Consider the following 758-nt stretch of genomic DNA (forward strand, 5'->3'; position numbering starts at 1 on the left):
CCCTTAGCCGGGCGTTAGCAATATAAGAGGAAGTTTAGTGGAACTAAAATTAATTTATTTCAAGGATATAATTGACGATTCGACCATAAACGAATCTACAGAGAGTCTTAATTTACATGGTTTGTCGCTTAATACTTATGATCGTTCTGGAAGGCTCGAAGCTTCACTATCTGATTTCGTTAGCCAGATTTTTGTAATGTTATCTCCTGCACTCGTTCATGCTATCGCAACTGGTTTATTGACTAACGCTGTTTATGATGCACTTAAGACTCAGTTATTGGCACTAAGTCGAGATGTTAAAGGTAAAACTTATAAAAGGATCAGCGGCAGTGAGAGTATCAAAACAATTGATGCTGATTTTGGTGTTAAATTCCGTTCGGGTTATGATTCTTTCGACCTTAAAATTTCTCCAAACGCTAGCGATGAAGTGAAACTTCGTTGTATTGATCGAGCATTTGATATTATTCGCGAAAATGGAGTCCAAAAGGAATTTAGTGAAGATTTTTCATTAAAGCATAAAGAGCGCATAGGCTTTTTTGATGAATCAACTGAAACTTATAAACTAATAGACTTGTTGGAGTTGATAAATTACCTAAGAGATAACGGCAAGCTGTAAATATATTGCTAACAATCTGTTTAAGAGGGATTCGCAACGCGTGGCATTTTCACTATGCGTTGATTTTAGTGTTTAAGGTGGTATGCGGCGGCATCGGTATTGCGTTGCTCACCCCTTAACAGGGCGTTAGGCTATTCAGAGG

General features: G+C 37.7%; 1 protein-coding gene. It reads left to right on the top strand.

What is annotated here, in order from left to right; translation table 11 throughout:
* Window positions 1–37 precede the first annotated feature (37 nt).
* Complete coding sequence (locus DD616_RS03945) at window positions 38–616, top strand: hypothetical protein (protein ID WP_017047372.1); 579 nt, start codon at window positions 38–40, stop codon at window positions 614–616.
* Window positions 617–758: the final 142 nt, after the last annotated feature.

The organism is Vibrio anguillarum, from assembly GCF_003390515.1.
Classification (GTDB): Bacteria; Pseudomonadota; Gammaproteobacteria; order Enterobacterales; family Vibrionaceae; genus Vibrio; species Vibrio anguillarum.